We start from the raw sequence: 17,187 nt of genomic DNA, 5'->3' as shown, positions 1-17,187 counted from the left end.
TTACCGGCGACGCAGGATCCCGCGCAGCCGCGTTACCCGCGGGCCGATCTCCCGCTCGAAGCCGTGATCGGTGGGGGCGTAGTAGTCGACGCCCACCAGGTCGTCCGGCGGGTACTGCTGCGCGGCGACACCGCCCGGCACGCCGTGCGGGTACACGTAGCCCTGCGCGTTGCCCAATTTCTCCGCGCCCGCGTAGTGGCCGTCCCGCAGGTGCGGCGGCACCGCCCCCGCCTTGCCTGCGCCGATGTCGCCCATGGCCGCGCCGATCGCGGAGACCACCCCGTCGGACTTGGGGGCCGTGGCCAGGTGGATCGTGGCCTGTGCCAGGGCGAGCCGCGCCTCCGGCATGCCGATCAATTGGACCGCCTGCGCCGCCGCAGTGGCTACGAGCAGGGCCTGCGGGTCGGCCATGCCGATGTCCTCGGACGCGTGCACGACGAGTCGCCGGGCGATGAACCGCGGGTCCTCCCCCGCGGAGATCATCCGCGCCAGGTAGTGCAGCGCCGCATCGACATCGGAGCCGCGGATCGACTTGATGAAGGCGCTGATGACGTCGTAGTGCTGGTCTCCGGCGCGGTCGTACCGCACGGCCGCGGTGTCGATCGACGACTCGACGATCTCCAGGCTGATCTCGTCGACCTGCTCCCCGAGCGCGACGTCCGCGGCGGCCTCGAGCGCCGTCAGCGAGCGCCGCGCGTCCCCTCCGGCCAGCCGCACCAGGTGCTCCCGGGCCTCGTCGGAGATGGTCAGCGCGCCGTCGTAGCCCCGGGCGTCCGTGAGAGCGCGGTCGATCAGCTCCGAGATGTGCTCGGGCTCCAGCGGCCTCAGCTGCAGGATGAGCGAGCGCGAAAGCAGCGGCGAGACGACGGAGAAGCTCGGGTTCTCGGTGGTCGCCGCGACGAGCAGCACGACGCGGTTCTCGACCGCCGCCAGCAGCGCGTCCTGCTGTGCCTTGGAGAACCGGTGGACCTCGTCGATGAACAGCACCGTCTGCTCGTCGACCAGCAGCCGGCGGCGCGCCACCTCGATGACCGCGCGCACGTCCTTGACGCCCGCGGACAGCGCGGAGAGGGCCTCGAACCGACGCCCCGTGGCGCCGGAGATCAGCGAGGCGATCGTCGTCTTGCCCGTACCGGGCGGGCCGTAGAGGATCACGCTGGCGGCGCCCGCACCGTCGATCAGCCTGCGCAGCGGCGTGCCGGGGCCGAGCAGGTGCTCCTGGCCGAGGACCTCCTCGAGGCCGCGGGGCCGGAGGCGGACGGCGAGGGGCGTGCCCGCGTGCGTGGGGACGAACTCGACCGGACCGCGGGCCGACGGTGCCTCCGGTGGCGCTCCGAGGTCCCCGTCGTCGCCGAACAGGGAGCCGGTCACAGCGCGCGGACCTCCGCGGCGGCGGCGACCGCGATGTCGCGCAGCCGCGGGTCCGCGGCGGCGAGGCGGTCCCACCGGGCGGCGAGATCGTCGTTCGACCAGGCCGGCAGGCTGTCGAGGTGGCCGGCGTCGATCCGGCTCGCGGAGTCCAGACCCAGCGCCCAGTAGGTGGCGAGCGTGAGCCAGGCGAGCTTCGCGGTGGTCACGTGCCGGCGCAGGGCGACATCGTCGGCCAGCCTGGGCCACAGCCGCACCACCTCGGACCGCCAGGCCTCGACGATCGCGATGTCGTGCTCGGTCGAGTGGCCGTCCGCGGTGCAGTCGGGATAGGTCAGCAGGACGTAGGCCACGTCGAGCGCGCCGTCACGGAAGCCGGCCCACTCGTAGTCGAGGAAGCGCACCGCGCCGCCGACCACGTGCGTGTTGTCGGGACCGACGTCGGACGGGCTGAACGCGCGGAAGGGCCCCTCGGTGAACATCGCGACCGCGGCGTCCAGGACCGACCGGGCACCGTCGTCGATACCGCCGATGGCGCGCGGCACCGCGAGCGCGGCGCGCGCGGCCTCTCCCGCGACCGGGTCGTTGCGGGAATCGGTGTGTTCGCGCCTCGCCAGCACGGACAGGTCGCGTTCGCGTCCGTAGGTACCCGCGTGCATGCGCCCGAGCGCCTGGGCCCACGCGGAGAGCACCGTCGCCGCGCCGGACGACGGGGTGCGGCGCAACCGGTCCGCCATCGTCTCGCCCTCGCCGAGATCCTGCAGCACGAGGATCTTCGCGTCCGGGTCCGAGGCGAGCAGTTGCGGGCCCGGACGGGCGTCGACCGGCAGCGCCGTCGCGAACTTGTAGGCGGCGCCCTCCCGGGCGAAGGCCTCGGAATGATCGGCGTCCGAGTGATCGGGGGCCCGGAGCTGCTTGATCACGACGGTGCGCGGCAACAGCGGGTTGTTGTGCAGGACCCGCACGCGCATCACCAGCGTGCGGCCCGAGCCGCCCAGATCCTCCGGCTCGCCCAGCTCGACGGGTGCGCCGACCCGACGTCCCAGCAGACCCTCCACCGCGGTGAGGGCCGCCCCCGTCGTCTCGTACCCCAGCGCGGCAACCATCGCTTCCAACCTACCTCAGTCCGGCAGGGGCGCGACGTCCACGGAGACATGGATCTTCGACCCCTTCGATTCGGTGTAGATGACGCCGCGCAGGGGTGGAACGTCCTCGTAATCGCGGCCCCATGCCACGGTCACGTGCCGCTCGTCGACGAACTTGTTGTTGGTCGGGTCGAAGGGCAGCCAGACATCGCCGGGCAGCCGCACCGCGGCCCACGCGTGGGTCGCCCCGGCGCCGACGACCCGGTCCTGGCCGGGGGGCGGCTCGGTGGCGAGGTAGCCCGACACGTACCGGGCCGCGAGGCCCTTCGACCGCAGGCACGCGATCGCGACCCGCGCGAAGTCCTGGCACACGCCCTGACGGCGCTCCATCACCGTCCCGACCCGGGTCGAGACATTGGTCGCGCCGGACGTGTACGCGAAGTCCGTGTAGATCCGCGTCGTCAGCTCCTCGATCGCCTCGACCAGCGGCTTGCCGGGCGTGAAGACCGCGTCGGCGTAGGCGCGGACGGCGTCGTCGATCTCCGGCGGGCGCTGGTCCAGGCGGTACTGCACGGCCACCGCGCCGGCCTCGCCGACCGGCCGCGCGAGTTCCCACGGCGCGAGCGCGGCGCCCTCGTCGGTGACGGCCCGGTCCAGCGGGTCGACCACCACGAGCGACTCCCCGCGGACCGTGAGTTGCGTGTGCGGGGTCGTGACGTGGAAGTAGGTGTCGGTGTTGCCGAAGGCGTCGACGCCCTCCGACCGGTCGGTCGGCTCGGGCCCGATCGTGATCGCGTGCTCGTCGACGCGCTGATCGGACAGCTCCCGCGGCGACAGGTAGCAGCGGCCGAAGCTCGACGTGACCTCGGCGTCGTAGGTGTAGGTGGTCTCGTGCACCACGCGGTAGCGGCGCGACCGGGAGTCCTCGGTCCGCCGGGAGAAGCTCAGCCCCACGACTGCACCCCCACCCAGATCGGGCGCGCCGCGGCCGGCAGTGCGAAACGGGTTCGTTCGAGCACGTCGGAGACCTCGCGGAGCGCCTCGTCGACGGCGTCCAGCAGGCCCTCCAGCTCGGCGCGCCGGCCGTCCACGACGGTCTCGACCTCGTCCGGATCGAACCGGTGGAGCCGGGTCAGGGCCTCGCCGACGGTGCGCTCGCAGGTCGGGCTGCGCAGCTCGTCGGGCAGCTGCGCCAGGCCCTCTGCCAGCGCCCCGAGCGCGGCCACGAGCGACCGCGGGTTGGTGGCGTCGAGGAACATCAGGTCGACCGCGGCGCTCGCCCGGAGCACGGCCCGGTGCCTGCGCCTGTACGTGACCGCGGACTCGCACGTCACCAGGTAGGCCTCGAGCATGCCCGCGTCGACGTCGGCCGCCGCGGTCGGCACGACCATCGCCCGGGTCACGGCGCTGAGCTGCAGCGATCGCTCGATCCGGCGGCCGGCGTCCATCATCAGCCAGGCCGGGTCCTGCACGAGGGACTCACGGGCGAGCCCGGAGAACGCGAGCAGCGAGACCAGGACCTCGCCGAGCGTCTGATCGAGCTGCTCGCCGCCGTCGTCCGGGTCGGCCGCGAGGCGCGCCAACGACCGCTCGGCGCCGCTGAGCACCAGCCAGGTGTCGGTGGACATCTGGTCGCGCACCGCCCGCAGGCAGGCGCGCAGCCGCACGCCCGAATGCACGACGGTGCCGGGCACGTCCGCGTCGAGCGTGAGCCGGCGCAGCCGGGCCGTGACATCGGACTGTTCGGCGCCCTCGACGACGATCCGCCCCAACTGGTCGGTGACCGACGCCGCGACCACCGCGTCGAGCAGGGGCTGCAGTACCGCGGAGCCGGCCTGCCAGGGCCGGTGCCGGAACTCGCGGCTGCGGTCGTGCGCGACCGACACCAGCCGGACGGTCGCCTCGGCGCGCTCGGCGTACCGGCCGATCCAGAATTGGTCGGACAGCACGCGGGCGGTCGCGATCGGCCCGCTCGGCGCCGCGCCGACCCGCCCGGACCGGGGTGCGGTGGCCACGCGGGCCGGGGCTCGCAGGTCCTCGGACGTCGGCACCCAGACATCACGCGCCGCCGACGAGTTGAGCAGGGACCCGGCGGCACCGTCGAGCAGGACCTGGCCGAGCCCGCCCGGCAGCACCGAGTACCCGGATTCCTGGGCGAGGGAGAAGGCGCGCAGCGCGAAGCCGCGCTCGACGACGGTGCCGCGGTCGATCGCGGGGCGGCCGGTCGCGGGGACGAGGGTCTTGACGCACCAGACGGACGGGTCCGCGGCGACGCGGGCGCGCAGGTCGTCCGCCGCGCCCGCGGACAGGGCGTCGCCGACGACGCGCTCCCCCGTGGCGAAGTCGATGACGAGCATCTCGTCGAGCGGACCGTCCAGGGTGGCACGCCCGGCCGGGGTGGCGGCGTGCAGGGTGGGCGTGGACGCGAGCAGGAGGTCCTCGTCGAGCAGCGCGCGGCACAGCTGCGGCAGGAACGCGTGCAGCGCGGGGTTCTCGAGCACGCCCGAGCCGAGCGTGTTGACGACGGTGACCGCCCCGCGGGTCATCATCTCGACCAGCCCGACGACGCCGAGCTGCGAGTCGGTCCGCAGGTCGAGGGGGTCGGAGAACTCGGAGTCGACGCGGCGCAAGATGACGTCGATCCGCTTCATCCGCCCCAGGGCGCGCATGAAGACGCCGCCGTCGCGGACCGTCAGATCCGCGGCCTCGACCAGCGGGAAGCCCAGCACCGAGGCGAGGTAGGCCTGGTCGAAAGCGGTCTCCGAGAAGGCGCCGGGGCTCAGCACCACGACGGTCGGGTCGTCGGCGCCCGGCGGGGCCGCCTCGATCAGCTGCACCCGCAGGGCGGCCGCGAACGACGAGACGGGGCGCGGGGTCTCGGTGCGGAACTCGCGCGGGAGGGCGCGGGAGGTCACCCGGCGGTCGGCCAGCGCGTAGCCCACGCCCGACGGGGCCTGGGTCCGGTCCGCGACGGCGACGTATCCGCGCGCGGCACCGTCGGCGCCGGCGGTCTCGGTGAGGTCCACGCCGTGCAGGAACAGGGACCGCGGGCCGGGCGACGGTACGCCGACGGCCCGCCGGATGTACCCGGGGTGCGCGAAGAGCACCTCGGGCGGCACCAGGCCGGTCCGGACGGTGCGCTGCTCGCCGTAGAAGTCCTTCAGGACCGCGTCGAACAGCAGGGACCGCTGGGCGACGCCGCGGGCGAGGTGATCCCATTCCTCGCTGCCGAGCAGCACCGGCAGCGGGTCGAGCCGCCAGGGACCGGGTTCGACCGGGTCGTTCGTCGTCGGGAGCGCGTCGAGGGCGTTGTAGGTGATGCCCTCGTCGTCGATGAGCCCCCGGACGCGGGTGCTCAGTCGGCGCAGGCCCTCGCGGTCGAGTGCGCGCAGCGCGTCGATGCTCACAGTCCCACCTGCTCCCGCATGTCGCGCCAGGCCGCCGGACGCAGTGCCAGCACGAGGAATCCCGCGACGACGATCCCCACCAGGTTGACTCCCAACTGCGCGGTCGACTCCAGCGCCCGGTGCCAGTCGCCGACCGTCGCGGCGACCACGGCGTACCCGGCGGCCGGCACCGTCGTGACCGAGATGAACACCCCGACCAGCGCCGCGGACTTCGCGGTCACCATCGAGATCATGCCCGCCGCGCCGGCCAGCAGCGCGACGATCAGCGAGAACGGGCCGACGCGGTAGATGAAGTCGACCTGCGCCGCCGACGCCAGCACGTCCTCCGGGTACAGATCGGCGGCGAGCGCGAGCTCGGCCCCGATCCACGTGCACGCCATCGCCACGGGGAAGCCGACGAGCAGCGCGATCGACGGGCGCAGCGCGAAGTGCGGGCGCCGCGTCGCGAGGGCCACCGCGATCGCGGCGAGCGGACCGAACTCCGGGCCGACGACCATCGCGCCGACCACCGTGACCGGCGAGTTCGTGACCACGCCGACCGCGGCGAGCATGACCGCGAGGACCAGGAACGCCAGGAAGGTGACGTTGAGCGTCGACTCCTCGCGGGTCCGGGCCGTCAGTTCCTCCCAGACCACCGCGTCCGACGGGTCGCCGGGCACTGCGCGCTCGACCTCGTCCGCGGCGGCGGACAGGACCGTGTCGAGCGAGGCGACGGTGACGGCACCGTCGGCCGGGATACCGAGGGCCTCCAGGCCCTGCAGGACCCGGTGCGCCGCCTCCCGCGTGACGTCCGCGCCGATCACGTCGCCCGAGGGCTCGATCGAGCCGCCGGGCGCGAGCGTGATGTGGGTGACGCCCGGCCGGGATCGCAGGATGTCGAGCACCGCGGCGGTGCGCTCCGGCGGGCTGATCACCCGGATGTGGCGCACGGGCTACTTCTGCTCGGCGACCTGGTCCGCGGCGGCCGGCTCCGGCTTCTTGGGCTTGGCGTCCATGCCCGACTCGCGGCGCTGCTGCACCGTGATCGGGGCGGGCGCCTCGGTCAGCGGATCGACGCCACCGCCCGACTTCGGGAACGCGATGACCTCGCGGATCGACGGCGCGCCGGCGAGCAGCGAGACCACGCGGTCCCAGCCGAAGGCGATGCCGCCGTGCGGCGGGGCGCCGTAGGAGAAGGCGTCGAGGAGGAAGCCGAACTTCTCGCGCGCCTGCTCCTCGTCGATGCCCATGATCGCGAAGACGCGTTCCTGCACGTCCTTGCGATGGATACGGATCGAACCGCCGCCGATCTCGTTGCCGTTGCAGACGATGTCGTAGGCGTACGCTAGGGCGCTGCCCGGGTCGGTGTCGAACGTGTCCACCGACTCCGGCTTGGGGCTGGTGAAGGCGTGGTGGACGGCCGTCCAGGCGCCGTCGCCCACGGCGACATCGCCGGAGGCGGTGGCATCGTCGGCGGGCTCGAACAGCGGCGCGTCGACGACCCAGGTGAAGGCCCAGTCGCCGTCCTTGATCAGGCCGAGCTTGTCGGCGATCTCGCCGCGCGCCGCGCCCAGCAGGGCGCGCATCTGCTTCGTGGCACCGGCGGCGAAGAACACGCAGTCGCCCGGCTGCGCGTGCACGTGCGCGGCCAGGCCCGCCCGCTCGTCGTCGGAGAGGTTCTTGGCGACGGGGCCCGTCAGCTCGCCGTCCTCACCGATCAGCACGTAGGCGAGGCCGCGGGCGCCGCGCTGCTTGGCCCACTCCTGCCAGGCGTCGAGCTGGCGTCGGGGCTGGCTCGCCCCGCCCGGCATCACGACCGCGCCCACGTATTGCGACTGGAAGACGCGGAAGGGCGTGTCCTTGAAGTACTCGGTGCACTCGACCAGCTCGAGGCCGAAGCGCAGGTCCGGCTTGTCCGAGCCGAAGCGACGCATCGCCTCCGCGTAGGTCAGACGCGGGATCGGGGTGGGGATCTCGTGGCCGATGAGCGACCAGAGAGCCTTGACGATCTGCTCGCCGAGCGCGATCACGTCCTCCTGGTCCACGAAGCTCATCTCGATGTCGAGCTGAGTGAACTCGGGCTGGCGGTCGGCGCGGAAGTCCTCATCGCGGTAGCAGCGGGCGATCTGGTAGTACCGCTCCATGCCGGCCACCATGAGCAGCTGCTTGAACAGCTGGGGGCTCTGCGGCAGGGCGTAGAAGGTGCCGGGACGCAGGCGGGCCGGAACCAGGAAGTCGCGCGCGCCCTCCGGGGTGGAGCGAGTGAGCGTGGGCGTCTCGATCTCGGTGAAATCGTTGAGCGCGAGGATGTTGCGCGCCACGGCGTTCGCCTGACTGCGCAGCTTGATCGCGGCGGCGGGGCCCTCGCGGCGCAGGTCCAGGTAGCGGTACTTCAGGCGCGCCTCCTCGCCCGGCTCTTCGTCGAGCTGGAAGGGCAGCGGCGCGGACTCGTTGAGCACGACGAGCTCACTGACGTTGACCTCGATCGCGCCCGACGGGAGGTTCGGGTTCTCGCTGCCCTCGGGCCGCTTCTCGACGGTGCCGGTCACCAGCACGCAGTACTCGGAGCGCAGGCGGTGGGCCTGCTCGGCGACGTCCGACTCGCGGAACACCACCTGGGCGACGCCGGAGCTGTCGCGCAGGTCGATGAAGATGACACCGCCGTGGTCACGCCGGCGGGCGACCCAACCCGCGAGGGTGACGACGGTGCCGGCATCCTCCGCCCGCAACGATCCGGCCAGGTGGGTGCGCAGCACTTCGGGGTGTCCTTTCGACGGAAAACTCGACCCTGGACATGCTACGGGGAACTGTTGCACCCGCGGACACCCGTCTCATGGAATGCTGTTGCGCATGACCTTCCAGGGCAATGGACCGCTTGAGGGCGGAAACGTCGGTGCGGGCGGCGGCGGCGGCATGGGCCGCGGCATGATGATCGGTGGCGGCGGCCTCGGCGCCGTGGTCGTCGTCGTGCTCGGCCTGATCTTCGGTGTCGACCTCACGGGCGGCGGATCGTCGAACAATGCGCAGCAGGGCGGTCAGGGAGGTAACGCGGGCGTCTCGCAGGCGGACGCGGAGATGCAGAAACACCTCGACTCCTGCACGATCGAACTGGCGAACAGCGACACGGCGTGCCGGATCAAGGCGACCACGATCTCGCTGAACAAGGTCTGGCCGACGGTGCTGCAGGGCTACCGGGCACCGAAGGGCAAGACGCTGATCATGCCCGCGGGCGCGACCTCGATCAACACCGCGTGCGGCGTGGCCAGCGCCGATACCGGGCCGTTCTACTGCCCCAGCGACGAGGTCTCGGTGTTCCAGATCGACTTCATGGACCGCGTGATCAAGCGCATGGGCGGCTCCGCCGAGGCCTTCTCGCAGGAGTACATCGTCGCCCACGAGTTCGGGCATCACGTCCAGAAGCTGATCGGCACGATCAACAAGTCGCGGGAGGGTACGGGCGCGCAGAGCGGCTCGGTCCGCGTCGAGCTGCAGGCGGACTGCTTCGCCGGGGTGTGGGCCGCACATGCGGACAAGGGAGCGAACGCGATGCTCAAGCCCTTGACCCGGGACCAGATCACGACCGCGATCACCACCGCGCAGGCCATCGGCGACGACACGATCCAGCGCAACGCCGGCCGCAACCCGAACCCGGAGTCGTTCTCGCACGGCACCTCCGCGCAGCGTGTGAAGTGGTTCTCGCAGGGCTACCAGACCGGCGACCCGAACCAGTGCAACACCTTCGCGGGCACCGTCTGATCGCGTGCTCGAGACGCTGATCCGCTGGGCCGCGTTCTTCGGCGGGTGGCTGCTCGTCGCGGGGCCGCTGGTGCAGTCGAGGCTCGAGCTCGACGCTGAAGCGTCGGAGCTCAGCGGTATCCGAGCCACCGTCGAGGCGACGGCCCCGCCGTCCCGGCTGTCACGGTGGTGGTGGTTGTTCCCGCCAGTGGCGGTGTACCTGACGCGGCGCCGTCAGGCGGCGTACGTCGCGACTCTGCGCGAGGTGCTGACCGCGGAACAGATGAGCAAGCTCGCACACTTCTTCGCCGTCGCGCGGGCGTGGCTGCTCGTCGCGAGCGGCGCGGCTCTCATCGCGCTCAAGGAGACCTACGAGCTCTCCCATCACCAACACTGGGAGCCGTGGGGTTTCTGGGCGTTGACGGCCTTCGCCGTCATCGCGATCGGCGGGCTCAACACGGCCACGTGGAAACGGCCGGACAGCAGGACCTGACCCACGCGGGGCCCGGCGCGAACATAGGGTGGGTCCATGGCTGAGAACACTCCTGCGGGCACCCCGATCGACGCACTGGCGGACCGTCTGGCCCGGCGACTCGCGGAGGCGGACCCGATCGAGGCCACCGCGGTCGGGATCACCGATTTCGACGACCGTCTCACCGACTTCTCCCCCGCCGGCGTCGCCGCGCGTGCCGCGGTGGCCCGCGAGACCCTCACGGAGCTGGCCGGGCTCGCGCCCGAGAACGACGCGGACCGGGTGACCGCGGCCGCGCTCCGCGAGCGGCTCGGCGTGGCGGTCGAGATCGCCGACGCGGGCCACGACATCGGCGATCTCAACGTGATCGCCTCTCCCCTGCAGGCGATCCGGGACGTCTTCGACCTCATGCCCGACGGTGACCCGCGGCTCGCGGCCCGGCTCGCGGCCGTCCCGTCGGCGGTCGAGTCGGCGATCTCCGGCCTGCGTGCACGCCTCGCCGACGGGTCCTGGCCCTTCCCCGAGCTCCAGGTCCGCGAGGTACTCGCGCAGGCCCGGGAGGCCGGCGACCAGGTCGCGGCGAACGCGGACCGCCTCGCCGACCCGGCACCGTCGGGACTGACGGACGCGATCCGAGCGGCCTTCGCGCGGTTCGCGGAGGTCCTCGAGACCGAGATCGCGCCGTCCTCGATCCCCGTGGACCGGCCCGGTGGCCTCGGGGTGGGGCGGGCGGCCTACCCGCTGTACTCGCGCCTGTTCCTCGGCACGGAGGTCGACCTCGAGGAGACCTATACATGGGGGCAGGAGCGGCTGGCGGCGATCGTCACGGAGCAGCGGGAGGTCGCCGGCAGGCTGTACCCCGGCGCGACGGTCGCCGAGACCCTCGCGCGGCTCGACACCGAACCGCGGTACGCGCTGCACGGCACCGACGCACTACAGGCATGGATGCAGCGCACCTCGGACGCGTCCGTGGCGGCGCTCGCGGGCACCGACTTCGACATCCCCGCCGAGCTGCACCACCTCGACTGCCGGATCGCGCCGAGCAGCAGCGGCGGCATCTACTACACCGGCCCGTCTGCGGACCTGACCCGACCGGGCGCGATGTGGTGGTCGGTTCCCAAGGGCGTCACCGAGTTCCACACCTGGCAGGAGAAGACGACCGTCTATCACGAGGGCGTGCCGGGCCACCATCTGCAGATCGGGCAGGCCGTGATCGCGCCACTCAACCGGTGGCGCAAGCTGTACTCGTTCACCTCCGGACACGGCGAGGGGTGGGCCCTGTACGCGGAGCGACTCATGCGCGACCTGGGTTTCCTGGACGACGACGGCGACCTCATGGGCATGCTCGATTCGCAGCGTCTGCGGGCGGCGCGGGTGGTCCTGGACATCGGCGTGCACTGCGGCTTCGAGGCCCCGGCGGAGGTCGGCGGGGGCGAGTGGAGCTACGAGAAGGGCTGGGCGTTCCTGCGCTCGCACGTCGCGATGGCGGACGAGCAACTCCGCTTCGAGTACCACCGCTACCTGGGGTGGCCCGGGCAGGCACCGTCGTACTCCGTGGGCCAGCGGGTGTGGGAGCAGACCCGCGACGCGTACCTCGCCGCGCACCCCGGGGCCACGCTCAAGGACTTCCACCGCGACGCCCTCGCCCTCGGCGGTATGGGCCTGGACACCCTCCGCGCCGCAATCGTCTGAATCGCGCCGCGTATAGCGTCCGGACGGCCCGCGGTCAAGACCCACGATCGTGGTTCGCGCAACGGTGAGGTTTGCGATACGAATTACTTAGCCTCCAGAACATGGAAACGAGATCCGCAGCGCGGCTGTGGCTGATCCGCGTCTTGGAGGGACAGCTCGGGCTGTCGTCGATGCTCGCCGCCAGGGGTGACGTCAAGCTGCTCGCGACCTGGCTCGCGATCGCGGCGCAGCTCGACAAGGACATCGACGGCCTCTGCGGCAACCCCGACCCCGAGGCCGCGCGGCGCCTGTTCTTCACCTCCCAGGCCCTGATGGAGAAGTTCGTCATCGAGCGGATCTCCTACGACACGATCGAGGACTGGACCGAGCACAGCGCGCGAATCCACCGGCAGCTCACCGCGATGGACGATCCTCGCACCGAGTTCCCCGCCCGGCTGCACGCACAGCTCGATCTCTACGACTCGGCGGTACACAGCGACGACGGCCGGGTGACCGTCGACCGCTGCGGAATCTGGACCTATCGGGAGCAGCGCCGCGCCGCCGGCACTCCGATAACGCTGACGAGTCCGTGCGAGTTCTGCACGCGCTCGGTGTCGGCGAACGCGCGCCACCAGAAGCTGGCGGCCACCGTCCGCCTGCGCGAGCGCGGCTGCGATTGGACCTTCGCGTGAGTACCCCGACCGTGCTCGCCCCCGCACGCCCGCGGGTCGCCGGGGCGTACCTGCTGCTGTTCCTGATCGGCGCCGAGACCTTCCTCATCTCGCCGCTGCTGCCCACCATCACAGCGGCACTGCACACCTCCGTCGCGGTCGCTGCGAACGCGACCACCGCCTACGTGCTGGTCTACGCGGTCGCCTCTCCCCTCCTCGGCTCGGTGTCCGACCGGATCGGCAGGCGCACACCGCTGCTCGTGGGCGCCGCACTGTTCCTCGTCGCGAACCTCGGCTGCGCGCTGGCGCCGGATGTCGCCGTGCTGATCGCCGCCCGCGCGGTCGGCGGGCTCGGCGCTGCGCTCGCCGGACCCAGCATCTGGGCCTACCTCGCCGACAGCGCGCCCGATCCGGAATCGATCGGGCGGTACATGAGCCGCGGCATGGCCTTCTTCTCCTCGGGCCAGGTCATCGGCATCCCGGTCGGCGCCGGGCTGGCCGCGGCTCTGGGTTGGCAGTTCAGCTTCGTCGCCCTGGCCGCCGGCACGGCGGCGGCGATCGCCGTGCTCGCCCGCGCCGTTCCCCGTGCCCGGCCGGGCGGGACGGCACCGTCACTCCAGGAGGGCCTGCGCGTCGCGCTCGACCGACGCGTCGGCCCGATCCTCGCGCTGACCTTCGTGGTCCAGGCGTTCAGCCTGGGCGCGTACGCCTACGCCGGCCAGATCCTGCACGAGCGGCTCGGCTGGAGCGCGGGCGCCTTGGGCCTGGTGGGCGTGCTGGTGGGGCTCGGCAGCGTGACCGGCGCGTTGCTCGGCGGCCGACTCACGCGCTCCGGGCTGCCACTCGCCGCGCGCCTGACCGTGTGGATCGCGGTGATCGGCGTCGGGCTCGGCGCGTTCGCGCTGTCGCACGGCGCGGCACCGGCGCTCATCGCGCTCCTGGTCTGGTTCGTCGGCAGCGGCGGATTCGTCACGGAACAGCAGACCGCGCTCGCGCTCGCGGCGGGCGACCGGCGAGCATCGGCCAGCGCCTGGAACACCAGCGCGATGCACGCGGGCACCGCGATCGGCGTTCTGCTGCTCGGGGCGATCGTGACCGGGGCGCGCGGATGACCGCCGGCGTCCTGCACGACGACCGGATGGCGGGCTACGCCGATCACAGCAGGCTGCGGCAGACGCCGGACGCGCTGCGGGTCGTCGCCGCGCTCGGCGAGCGGCTCGCGCGAGCGCGGTCGGTCGTCGACCTGGGCTGCGGCACGGGCGCGCTGATCGACGCGCTCGCCGGCGCGGCACCGTCGGCGGCGATCACCGGGCTCGACGCCGCGGTGCCCCGCATCGCGGAGCTGCGGGCGCGGCACGCGGGCGATGTCCGGGTGCGCTTCGCGGTCCACGACCTCCGCGAGCCGCTCTCCGCGCTCGTGCCGAACGGTTCGGCGGACGTCATCACGATGACCGCGGTGCTGCACTGGCTGCATCCGGGCGAGAGCGCCGTCGTGCGCCGCATCGCCACGGCGCTCACCACCGGCGGCGCGGCGGTGCTCACCACTTACCATCCGGTCCTCGAGGCCTCCGGTCTCGGTGGCACGGACGCGGTGATCGCCGAGGCCGCCGGCGCCACCGCCGCGCAGTTCGACGGTGCCGGGGTCGTCCCGGTTTCGCGCCGCACGCTCCCGGCGGTCGCGCTCGAGCGGACTCTGCGCGGCGCATTCGGCGAGGTCGAGTCGGTCGAGCACACCGCCCGGACCGCACCCGCGGACGGCACCGCCTTCGCCGACTACGTCGACAGCACCTTCGGCGACTACTACCAGGGCCTGTTCCCGGACCACGCCACGCAGCGCGCAGCGGTCGCCGCGGCCGCCCAGCGCAGGCTGGACGCGACGGGCGCCGTCACCTCGATGCCGATCCGCACCTGGCTGTGCACCGCGCCCGACGCCGACCAGGGGATCCGGGCATGAGCCGGATCCACCTGGTCGTCGAGGCCGTCGGCGCCCAGTTGCCCGAGCTCGCCGAACGGGCCCGACGGGGCGGCCCCCGCGTCGCGAGCCCGGACGACTTCCTCGACTTCGCGGCGCGCGCGGAGGACGCAGGCGTGGACGCGCTCTTCTACGCCGACTTCCTGGGCAAACCGCGCGCGCAGTTCGCGGCGCGCCCGCTCATCCCGTTCGAGCCGCTCACGGCACTGTCCGCGATCGCGGCCCGCACGTCGTCGATCGGGCTGATCGCGACGGCGTCGACGACCTTCTCGGAGCCGTACACGCTCGCCCGGCAGATCGCGTCGCTGGACAACCTCAGCGGCGGGCGCGCGGGATGGAACATCGTGACCTCGATCCAGGGCGCGGGCAACTACGGGCAGGACCTCGCGGCCAAGGACGAGCGGTACGCCCGCGCCGCCGAGGTCACCGACGCGGTGTTGGCCCTGTGGGCGTCCTGGGATCCCGCGTACCGGCGGCCGCGCGGCGGCTTCGTCGACACCGATGCCATCGCCGACGTGCACTTCTCCGGTGCGCACGTCACCCTCGACGGTTGGCTCGACGTCCCGTCGGACCGGCAGGGCAGGCCCGTGCTGTTCCAGGCGGGGTCCTCCGCTGCGGGCCTGACATTCGCGGCGCGGTACGCCGACGCGGTCTTCGGGATCAACCCGAGCCGGTCCGGCGCGATCCGGACGCGCACGCGGTTGCGCGAGCTCGCCGCCGCGCAGGGCCGCGATCCCGGTGCCGTGAAGTACCTGCCGGGCGTGCGCCTGTTCGTCGACGACGAACTGGACACCGTCGAGAGCCCCGGCCTGCGCGACGCCGTCGGCGCGCTGCTCGGGGTCCCGCTCGGCGGGCTCGACCTCGACGCGCCGCTCCCCGACCGGATCCTCGCCGCCCGCGGCCGCGTCGACACGCAGTCCGCGCCGATCACCGGCACCGTCGAGGGCCTGTGGGACCTTGCGGCCGAGCCCGGGACCACGCTCCGCGAGCTCCTCGGCGTGTACCGCAACGGATCCGGATTCCTCTCCCTCGCGGGGAGCGCACGGTCCATCGCAGACACCCTGCTCGGCTGGGTCGACGACGGTGCCGCCGACGGTTTCGTCCTCGGCGCGGGCGGGTCCGTCGACGAGGTCTACCGGCAGGTGATCCCCCTGCTCCGGGCCGCCGGACGGTACCGCGACCATTACGCGGGGAGCACCCTGCGCGACCACCTGGAGGTGCCCTGACATGTCCGGACGACGCCCGCTGCAGGGCTGGCGGAAGGTCGCCGCGCTCGGCGCCGGCAACGCGCTCGAGTGGTTCGACTGGGGTGTGTACAGCGCGATGCTCCCCTTTTTCGGCGTGTACGTCTTCGGCATGCCCGTGGCGGAGTCGCTGCTGGCGGGGCTGGCGGTGTTCGCCGCGGCCTACATCGCCCGGCCCCTGGGCGGACTCGTGTTCGGCGTCATCGCGGACCGGTACGGCCGCACCACGTCGCTGTCGCTGACGATCGCGTGCGTCGCCACCGGCTGCCTGGGCGTGGCGTTCCTGCCCGGCCACGCACAGATCGGTGCCGCCGCAGGCGTGATCCTGCTGCTCCTGCGGTTGCTGCAGGGATTCGGGCAGGGCGGCGAACTGCCCAGCCTGCAGGTGTACATCGCCGAGAACGCACCCCGCCAGCACCTCGGCCGGTGGTCGAGCCTGTCTACGTTTCCGGCAACATCGGAGTGATCGCCGGGATGGCCCTGGGTGCGACGATGGCCTCGGTGCTCGGCGCCGACGACCTGCGGCAGTGGGGATGGCGCATCCCGTTCGCCGTCGGCGGGGCGCTGGGGCTCGCGGCACTCGGGCTCCGTGCGTACCTCCGCGAGCCGGTGCCCGACGACGACCGCCGAGCTCTGCCGGTGCGGTACCACGTCGGCTCGCTGCGTCGTGATCGCCGTGCGTTGATCGCGGTCGCCGCCGTCGTGGCCGGTTCGACGGTGGCGATCTACGCGTGGGGGAACTCGGCCTCGGCGTTCGCGATCACCTTCGGCGGGATGTCCAAGTCCGCGGCGCTGTGGGCCGCGGTCGCCGCGTACGCCACCGCGGCCGCACTGATCCCCGTCTGGGGCGAGATCGCGGACCGGGTGGGACACCGCACCGTCATGCTCGCCGGGACGATCGTCGTCACCCTCGGCAGCCTGCCGGTGAGCGCCGCGATCAGTGGCGGTCCCCTGAACCTGTACCTGTGCATGACGGCGATGATGGTGCCGATCGGGGCGATCCTGTCGGTCGAGCCCGTGTACATCGCGCGACTGGTGCCGGCGGCGTCGCGGACCACCGCGATCGGCGTCACGTACTCCCTGGTGGCGGCCGTGCTCGGTGGGACCGCGCCGTACATCCGTGCCTGGATGCACCTGCACATCAGCGATACCGCGTTCGCCGTGTACGTGACCGCGCTGGCTGCGGTGTCGGTCGTGGCGCTGCTCCTCGTGCGGCCGCCGGACGACGACGCCACTCCCGGTAGGCCGCACTCCGACGGTCCGGGATCGGTGGCGGGCGGACCTGATCGCCCAGAGCTTGCCGCAGCGGTACCTCGGCCGGGGCCCGATGCGAGCTAACAGCCGCTGATGCGGGTCGGGATCGGCGCCTTCGATCCAGCCGTAGTCGATGAGGTGGATGCCGCATTCGCCGGATCACTCCAGCGGAACACCTCAGCGAGCGCCGCGCGCACGCGCTCGGGAGCACCGTCGTCCTGTGGACCGAGCGAGACGTAGAACTGATGGAACTCCCCCATGCAGAAGAGTGTATTCCCGTTGGGCCCTGCCCCTGCGATGCACATCATTCGAAGCGTTCTGCGACGGAA

At 72.5% G+C, this 17,187-nt stretch carries 16 protein-coding genes; 9 read left to right on the top strand and 7 right to left on the bottom strand.

From position 1 onward, the window contains the following. Genes AXK60_RS02550 through aspS form a run of 6 tightly spaced genes read right to left on the bottom strand, consistent with a single transcriptional unit; the run spans position 1 to position 8,595 of the window. A complete protein-coding gene (locus AXK60_RS02550; RefSeq protein ID WP_068569393.1) occupies positions 1 to 1,371 on the bottom strand; it encodes a replication-associated recombination protein A in 1,371 nt (456 codons plus the stop codon). Beyond that, positions 1,368 to 2,474 (bottom strand): hypothetical protein, encoded by a 1,107-nt coding sequence (locus tag AXK60_RS02545; RefSeq protein WP_068569392.1) that lies wholly within the window; start codon positions 2,472 to 2,474, stop codon positions 1,368 to 1,370. Before AXK60_RS02545 ends, AXK60_RS02550 begins: the two co-directional genes overlap by 4 nt. A 15-nt stretch (positions 2,475 to 2,489) precedes the next feature. Then, a complete protein-coding gene (locus AXK60_RS02540) occupies positions 2,490 to 3,407 on the bottom strand; it encodes a transglutaminase family protein (RefSeq protein ID WP_068569391.1) in 918 nt (305 codons plus the stop codon). Next, positions 3,398 to 5,860, bottom strand: coding sequence for a circularly permuted type 2 ATP-grasp protein (locus AXK60_RS02535; protein WP_068569390.1), 2,463 nt, complete (start codon positions 5,858 to 5,860; stop codon positions 3,398 to 3,400). The genes AXK60_RS02540 and AXK60_RS02535 overlap by 10 nt, the downstream gene beginning before the upstream one ends. Continuing rightward, complete coding sequence (locus tag AXK60_RS02530; protein WP_068569389.1) at positions 5,857 to 6,789, bottom strand: DUF389 domain-containing protein; 933 nt, start codon at positions 6,787 to 6,789, stop codon at positions 5,857 to 5,859. Before AXK60_RS02530 ends, AXK60_RS02535 begins: the two co-directional genes overlap by 4 nt. A gap of 3 nt (positions 6,790 to 6,792) precedes the next feature. Next, complete coding sequence (aspS, locus tag AXK60_RS02525) at positions 6,793 to 8,595, bottom strand: aspartate--tRNA ligase (RefSeq protein WP_068569388.1); 1,803 nt, start codon at positions 8,593 to 8,595, stop codon at positions 6,793 to 6,795. Positions 8,596 to 8,689: 94 nt separating this feature from the next. On the opposite strand from aspS, the gene ypfJ reads away from it, so the two are divergent. From ypfJ to AXK60_RS02480, 9 genes are all read left to right on the top strand, one after another. Further along, the gene (ypfJ, locus tag AXK60_RS02520) at positions 8,690 to 9,595 is read left to right on the top strand and encodes a KPN_02809 family neutral zinc metallopeptidase (protein ID WP_068569387.1); all 906 of its coding nucleotides are present in this window, start codon (positions 8,690 to 8,692) and stop codon (positions 9,593 to 9,595) included. Between the two features lie 4 nt (positions 9,596 to 9,599). Then, a complete protein-coding gene (locus AXK60_RS02515; protein WP_068569386.1) occupies positions 9,600 to 10,067 on the top strand; it encodes a hypothetical protein in 468 nt (155 codons plus the stop codon). Between the two features lie 36 nt (positions 10,068 to 10,103). Further along, complete coding sequence (locus AXK60_RS02510; RefSeq protein WP_068569385.1) at positions 10,104 to 11,738, top strand: DUF885 domain-containing protein; 1,635 nt, start codon at positions 10,104 to 10,106, stop codon at positions 11,736 to 11,738. A gap of 101 nt (positions 11,739 to 11,839) precedes the next feature. Continuing rightward, the gene (locus AXK60_RS26750; RefSeq protein WP_068569384.1) at positions 11,840 to 12,409 is read left to right on the top strand and encodes a hypothetical protein; all 570 of its coding nucleotides are present in this window, start codon (positions 11,840 to 11,842) and stop codon (positions 12,407 to 12,409) included. Beyond that, positions 12,406 to 13,500 (top strand): MFS transporter, encoded by a 1,095-nt coding sequence (locus AXK60_RS02500; protein ID WP_068569383.1) that lies wholly within the window; start codon positions 12,406 to 12,408, stop codon positions 13,498 to 13,500. Before AXK60_RS26750 ends, AXK60_RS02500 begins: the two co-directional genes overlap by 4 nt. Then, the gene (locus AXK60_RS02495; RefSeq protein WP_068569382.1) at positions 13,497 to 14,342 is read left to right on the top strand and encodes a class I SAM-dependent methyltransferase; all 846 of its coding nucleotides are present in this window, start codon (positions 13,497 to 13,499) and stop codon (positions 14,340 to 14,342) included. The genes AXK60_RS02500 and AXK60_RS02495 overlap by 4 nt, the downstream gene beginning before the upstream one ends. Next, positions 14,339 to 15,586 carry an NtaA/DmoA family FMN-dependent monooxygenase gene (locus AXK60_RS02490; RefSeq protein ID WP_068569381.1) on the top strand — a complete coding sequence of 416 codons (1,248 nt, stop codon included), beginning with the start codon at positions 14,339 to 14,341 and terminating at the stop codon, positions 15,584 to 15,586. The genes AXK60_RS02495 and AXK60_RS02490 overlap by 4 nt, the downstream gene beginning before the upstream one ends. Position 15,587: 1 nt before the next feature. Next, positions 15,588 to 16,070, top strand: coding sequence for an MFS transporter (locus AXK60_RS02485; protein WP_068569380.1), 483 nt, complete (start codon positions 15,588 to 15,590; stop codon positions 16,068 to 16,070). Then, positions 16,031 to 16,942, top strand: coding sequence for an MFS transporter (locus AXK60_RS02480; protein WP_175399912.1), 912 nt, complete (start codon positions 16,031 to 16,033; stop codon positions 16,940 to 16,942). The genes AXK60_RS02485 and AXK60_RS02480 overlap by 40 nt, the downstream gene beginning before the upstream one ends. Here AXK60_RS02480 and AXK60_RS26115 read toward each other — a convergent pair. Next, entirely contained in the window at positions 16,939 to 17,118 is a 180-nt protein-coding gene (locus AXK60_RS26115; RefSeq protein WP_139057708.1) for a hypothetical protein, read from the bottom strand. The two genes, AXK60_RS02480 and AXK60_RS26115, sit on opposite strands and share 4 nt — an antisense overlap. Between the last annotated feature and the right edge of the window lie 69 nt (positions 17,119 to 17,187).

This window comes from Tsukamurella pseudospumae (genome assembly GCF_001575195.1).
Lineage (GTDB): Bacteria > Actinomycetota > Actinomycetes > Mycobacteriales > Mycobacteriaceae > Tsukamurella > Tsukamurella pseudospumae.
Note: the sequence above shows the minus strand (reverse complement) of the source record. Positions and strands in the feature narration are given on the sequence as shown.

What these genes read in the sequence shown, in the direction of transcription:
- AXK60_RS02545 (WP_068569392.1), bottom strand. Translation starts at nt 2,474, where the DNA reads ATGGTTGCCGCGCTGGGGTACGAGACGACGGGGGCGGCCCTCACCGCG.
- ypfJ (WP_068569387.1), top strand. Translation starts at nt 8,690, where the DNA reads ATGACCTTCCAGGGCAATGGACCGCTTGAGGGCGGAAACGTCGGTGCG.
- AXK60_RS02510 (WP_068569385.1), top strand. Translation starts at nt 10,104, where the DNA reads ATGGCTGAGAACACTCCTGCGGGCACCCCGATCGACGCACTGGCGGAC.
- AXK60_RS26750 (WP_068569384.1), top strand. Translation starts at nt 11,840, where the DNA reads ATGGAAACGAGATCCGCAGCGCGGCTGTGGCTGATCCGCGTCTTGGAG.
- AXK60_RS02495 (WP_068569382.1), top strand. Translation starts at nt 13,497, where the DNA reads ATGACCGCCGGCGTCCTGCACGACGACCGGATGGCGGGCTACGCCGAT.
- AXK60_RS02490 (WP_068569381.1), top strand. Translation starts at nt 14,339, where the DNA reads ATGAGCCGGATCCACCTGGTCGTCGAGGCCGTCGGCGCCCAGTTGCCC.
- AXK60_RS02485 (WP_068569380.1), top strand. Translation starts at nt 15,588, where the DNA reads ATGTCCGGACGACGCCCGCTGCAGGGCTGGCGGAAGGTCGCCGCGCTC.
- AXK60_RS26115 (WP_139057708.1), bottom strand. Translation starts at nt 17,118, where the DNA reads ATGGGGGAGTTCCATCAGTTCTACGTCTCGCTCGGTCCACAGGACGAC.